Annotated in this window: 5 protein-coding genes; 2 read left to right on the top strand and 3 right to left on the bottom strand. The window is 74.4% G+C overall.

The window, feature by feature from the left end; all coding sequences use genetic code 11:
• Positions 1-195: 195 nt before the first annotated feature.
• Positions 196-867 carry a TetR/AcrR family transcriptional regulator gene (locus ABT300_RS41150; RefSeq protein WP_351687460.1) on the bottom strand — a complete coding sequence of 224 codons (672 nt, stop codon included), beginning with the start codon at positions 865-867 and terminating at the stop codon, positions 196-198.
• A 233-nt stretch (positions 868-1100) separates the two neighbouring features.
• Between ABT300_RS41150 and ABT300_RS41145 the strand changes: the two genes are divergently transcribed.
• Together ABT300_RS41145 and ABT300_RS41140 are read left to right on the top strand one after the other, a co-directional pair.
• Positions 1101-1907 carry a phosphatase PAP2 family protein gene (locus ABT300_RS41145; protein ID WP_351687457.1) on the top strand — a complete coding sequence of 269 codons (807 nt, stop codon included), beginning with the start codon at positions 1101-1103 and terminating at the stop codon, positions 1905-1907.
• Positions 1904-2851 carry a DMT family protein gene (locus ABT300_RS41140; RefSeq protein WP_351687455.1) on the top strand — a complete coding sequence of 316 codons (948 nt, stop codon included), beginning with the start codon at positions 1904-1906 and terminating at the stop codon, positions 2849-2851. The genes ABT300_RS41145 and ABT300_RS41140 overlap by 4 nt, the downstream gene beginning before the upstream one ends.
• Positions 2852-2907: 56 nt before the next feature.
• On the opposite strand, the gene ABT300_RS41135 is transcribed toward ABT300_RS41140, so the two are convergent.
• Both ABT300_RS41135 and ABT300_RS41130 read right to left on the bottom strand, forming a co-directional pair.
• A complete protein-coding gene (locus ABT300_RS41135) occupies positions 2908-3726 on the bottom strand; it encodes an LURP-one-related family protein (protein WP_351687452.1) in 819 nt (272 codons plus the stop codon).
• 112 nt (positions 3727-3838) lie between these two features.
• A partial coding sequence (locus ABT300_RS41130) for an alkaline phosphatase family protein (RefSeq protein WP_351687450.1) occupies positions 3839-5141 on the bottom strand: 1303 nt, incomplete at its 5' end.

Genomic DNA, 5141 nt, shown 5'->3' with positions numbered 1-5141 from the left:
GGCGTGGCGGGGCGGGCCGCGTGCTGGGAGTCGCGCCGGGCCCCCGGGCCCGGGGCGGGGCGGGGCGGGGGCGGGTTCCGCTCTGGGGCGCCGCCGGCCCCCCCCCCGGCCGCCGGGGGGTGCGCACCGCCCCCGTCCCCACGGTGCGGTGCGCCACGGGCCGCCGTCCGGTCATCCCGTGGACGGCGACCCGGGTCAGTCGGGCCCCGGTCCGGGCCCGGAGGGGTTCCGCGGCGGGTCGCCGCCCGGACGGGGGACGAGACCGAGGGTCGGCAGCACGGCGGCCTCGACGAAACGCAGCAGGTACTCCTGGTCCGCGTACTCCCCGTCGACGACCGGACGGGCCCGGATCACCCCGAACATCTGCGCCGGGACGTACTCCAGCGCCGGGTGGTCACCGGCGATCTCGCCGCGTTCCACCCCCCGCCGCAGGATCTCCCGGAGCGCGTCGATCTCCGGGGCGACGATCGCCTCGCGCAGCGCGCGGGCGAGCTCCTGGTCGCCGGTGACCGCGTGGCCGAGGGCCTGCATCAGCTCGGTGTCGTGGGTGGACCAGCGGCCCGCGGCCCGTGCGGCCTCGCGCAGGTCGCCGGCGAGCGTGCCGGTGTCGATGCCGGTCAGCCGGGCCTGACGGCGGGAGCGCAGGGCGGCGACGACGAACTGCGGCTTGGTCCTCCACTGGCGGTAGAGCGTGGACTTGCTGCAACGGGTGCTCGCCGCGACGCCCTCCATGGTGACGGCTTCGTAGCCGCACTCGCGGACCTGGTCGAGGACGGCGTCGAAGAACTCCTGTTCCCGCTCCGGCGTGATCTTCGAGCGGCGCGTGGCGGCGGCCGACTCCGGCCCGTCCGCGGCCTGCGACGTCATCTGCTCTCCCCCTCGCTTCTCTTCCGCTCGGCGCGCCCGTCCGAGGGCGCTGCGGGCCTCTGATCGGGCCCGGTCTCCAGTGTGGCGCACATCAATCGATACGCCAGTGTACCGGTACGCGCTCGTATCGGTACACTGGCGTATCGGTACGACATCGTATCGATGGTGCATGCACGAGCCGCCGCCCGGCAGCACCGCCTCACACGCACCACCGTCAGCGAAGGGGCCGGGGGATGAATGCCCGCACCGAGCCTGCAGAAGCGGAGCCGGTCACACCGGCGAGGCCGCCCGTACTCCGAGAACTCCTGCTCGTCGCGGGTCTCTTCGCCGTCTACAAACTCGGCCGGCAACTGGCCGCGGGTCACACCGGCGAGGCCTTCCGCGACGCCCGGGACGTGTGGCACGCCGAGCGGTGGCTGCATCTGCCCGGCGAGGGCACGGTGCAATCGCTCCTGCTGCACGGCGACGGCCTGGCCGAAGCCGCGAACGCCTACTACGCGACCGTCCACTTCCCGGCCGCCCTCGCCTTCCTGGTCTGGCTGTACCTGCGGCGCCCGGCGCACTACACCTGGGCGCGGCGCACGCTGGCCGCGGTGACCGCCGCCGCCCTGGTGCTGCATCTGACGTTCCCGCTCGCCCCGCCGCGGATGCTGGCGGCGACGGGCCTGGTGGACACCGCGCGCGTGTACGGACCGTCCGTCTACGGCCCCCCGCAGACCGACCACCTCTCGAACCAGTTCGCGGCGATGCCCTCGCTGCACTTCGGCTGGGCGCTGATGACGGCGATCGGCCTGATCGTCGCCACCCGGTCGCGATGGCGGTGGCTGTGGCTGCTGCATCCGCTGCTCACCCTGCTGGTGATCGTGGGCACCGCCAACCACTACTGGCTCGACGCGATCGCCGCGGCCGCCCTGCTCGGTGCGGCGCTGGCGCTGATCCCCGCGCCCCGGCGCACGGTCGGCACGGCCGCCGCGGGCGGACCCGGCGCGCGCGCCCTCGTCCCGGCCGAGCAGCCGGCCCTCGCCGGAGCGGGCCGATGAACGCCACCCTGGTCGCCGTCGTCCTCTCCCTGTTCTCGGCCGTCGCCTACGCCGCCGCGGCGGTCGCCCAGGAACGGCTCGCCGCCCGGCACCCCGGCTCGGGCCTGGTCCGTCTGCTCGGCAACGGGGCCTGGTGGTGCTCGGTGGGGCTGAACGCCGCCGCCGCACTGCTGCACGTCGTGGCCCTGAAGTACGGCCCGCTCACCGTGGTGCAGCCGCTCGGCGCGCTCACCCTGGTGGCGGCGGTGCCGATGGGCGCGCGGGCCGCGGGACGCCGGGTCGACGCCGCCGAGTGGCGGGGCACCGCCCTCACCCTGGCCGGCCTGGCCGCCATCCTGGTCACGGCCTCGGGGCCGGCCCCCGAGGACGTCCTGAGCGGGCCGGAGGCGGTGGCCGTGGCGGGGGCGACGGCCGCGCTGATCGGGCTGCTGGCCCGGCGCGGCGCCCGTCCCGGGTTGCGGCACGCGACCGCGTCCGGCTTCGCCTCGGGCGTCGCCTCGGCGCTCACCCAGACGGTGACGGTGGCCGCGACGGACCGGTCGGGCTCGTTGCTGAGCATGCAGGTGATCGGGGTGGCGCTGCTGGTCGCGGCCTTCGCGACGGGCGGACTGCTGCTGTCGCAGACGGCCTACCGGGACGGTCTCGGCGCTCCGCTCGCGATGGTGACGCTGGCCAACCCGGTGGCCGCCGCGGCGATCGGCCTCGCACTGCTCGGCGAACGGCTCCAGGGCGGGCTCGCGGGGATCCTCCTCGCCCTCGCGGGGGCCGCACTCGCGGGGCGGGGCGTGGTGCTGCTGTCTCGGGCCGCGCCGCAGCCGGCGGCCGACGCGGAGGCGGAGCACCCCGTGGCGGCGGTGCTGGCCCTGCTGCCGGAGACGGCGTCCGCCGAACCGGCGCTGCTCCCCCGGCCGACGACCGGCCCGGAGCACCTCACCCCGCTGTAGCGCGGGAACGGGTGGCGTCCGCCCTTCGGGAGGGCGCCACCCGTGCGCGCCGGGTGTCAGCCGAAGCCGCGCGCGTCCTGCTTGAGCGCGGTGTCCACGGTCAGGGCCGTGGCGACGACGAGGCTCAGCAGCGGTTCGGGCAGCTGGTAGTGGATCTGCAGGACGTAGTTGTCCGCCGTGGTGAACATCGTCTTGGCGAGGCCTTCCCAGGTCTTGGTGATCCGGGCGACCTCGTTGCCGGCGTGGTCGACGATCGCGAAGTTCCACGCCCGCCAGTTCTCCGCCTTGATCGCGCCGACCTGAGCGCCGTCGGCGTTGATCGCGAAGTTGATCTTCCCGAAGACGTTCTGCTGGACGATCTCGCCGACCGGCTGTCCGTCGGGACGGGTCACGAGCACCCGCGACTTGAAGATCTTCGCCGGCCGGGTCAGCAGCAGCACCGGCCGACCGTGGGCGTCGCGGATCTCCAGTCGGTGCGTCAGGTACTGGTCGATGCTGCCGAAGAAGCGCACGATCTTGCGCAGCACGCTCTGGCCGACCTGGACCACCGAGCCGAGCTGGTTGCCCTGCTGGTCCATCACCTTGTACTCGTTGGTGAGCTCGATCAGCTTCGCCTTCTGGTTCACCACCAGCACCGGCTCGCTGAACAGGGTGCCGCCGCCGAGGCCGCTCGGCGTGACCCCGGCCTGCTGCTGCACCTGACGCTGGACCCGGGCGTCGGGCCCCGCCTGCTGCGGTATGTGCGGGGCGGGGCCGCCCTTGCCCTCGGCGTGCGTCTGGTCGGTCCACTGGGCGCCGTCCCAGTAACGCAGGGTCTGGGCCGCTCCGTGCGGATCGGGATACCAGCCTGCGGGTGTGTTCGAATGCGTGGTCACCGGGGCACACTATCCCGAGCCCGCCGGGACCTGACCAGCGCCCGCGATGCGGCGTTCATCGCCCGTTTCACCGCGTCCCGGGCCCCGGCCGCGGCCGGCGCCCGGACCTCGGTCACCGCGTGACGATCGCCGGGTCGCTCACGCCCGGCCGCCCGTTCTCCACATGTCCGGCGAACCGCCTGAGGAACGCCGGATCGGCGGCGGACGTGACGGTCAGGTCGTACCATCGCCGGCTCGCCCGCAGGTCCACGGTCCGCCGCAGGACGGCGCCGGGCCGCACCCGCACGGTCGTCGCCGGGCGGCCGTACCCGTCGGCCACCCTCAACTCCACCGTGCCGGAGCCCCGGTGGGTGAACGTCAGCTCGACGTCGTCGCCGACGTGCCGTGCGCTCACCTCGGGTCCGGCCGTCCTCCCCCGCCCCTTGAAGACGCGCAGGAAGCCGTTCGGGCCGTGCACGGTCAGATCGTGCGAGCCGCCCGAGTCCGCCGCGTTCCAGGCGCCCGAGACGGTCGCGCCCGCCCCGGTGGTGTAACTCCACGGCCCGTCCCCCCGGTTGCCGGACGTGACGAGGAACGCGGCGCCCGCCCCGGTCCCGGAGGCGAAGCGGAGGGTGAGGGTCCCGGCGGCCGGGTCGGCCGAACCGTCCACGCACGGCGCGTACTTGAGCGGCCGGGTGGGTCGCGTGCCGGGCTCCTGCTTCGGCAGGACGGGGCGGGCCGGCGGGGTCGGCACGTAGTCGGGGTGACGGATGCGGTCCGGGGGCGCGTAGCCGCCGGTCGCCGGCAGGACGACCCGCCGGGCGTCCTTGCGGGAGAAGTCGAACGCGGCGGTCAGGTCGCCGCAGACCGTGCGCCGCCAGGGCGAGATGTTCGGCTCGTGGACGCCGAAACGGCGCTCGACGAACCGGATGACCGAGGTGTGGTCGAGGGTCTCCGAGCAGACGTAACCCCCCTTGCTCCAGGGGGAGACGACGAGCATCGGGACACGCTGGCCGAGTCCGTAGGGTCCTGCGACATGGCCGCTGTCGCCCGTGAAGAGGTCGGGCCCGACGTCGACCGTCGAGCGGCCCCGCTGCGCCGAGGCCGGCGGGAAGGGCGGGACGACGTGGTCGAAGAACCCGTCGTTCTCGTCGTAGGTGACGAACAGGGCCGTCCTCGCCCATACCTCGGGGTCGGCGGTGAGCGCGTCGAGGACCTGCGAGACGTACCAGGCGCCGTAGTTGGCGGGCCAGTTGGGGTGTTCGGTGAAGGCCTCCGGCGCGACGATCCAGGACACCTGCGGCAGCTTCCCGCCCAGCACGTCCGCCTTCAGCAGGTCGAAGTAGCCCTGGCCCGCTCGCGCGTCGGTGCCCGTGCGGGCCTTGTCGTACAGCGGGTCGCCGGGCTTCGCGTTCTGGTACTGCGTGAAGTAGAGC

It is taken from the genome of Streptomyces sp. NPDC001027 (assembly GCF_040299045.1).
Classification (GTDB): Bacteria; Actinomycetota; Actinomycetes; order Streptomycetales; family Streptomycetaceae; genus Streptomyces.
The sequence above is the reverse complement of the archived record's forward strand: the minus strand, read 5'-3'. Positions and strand labels throughout refer to the sequence as shown.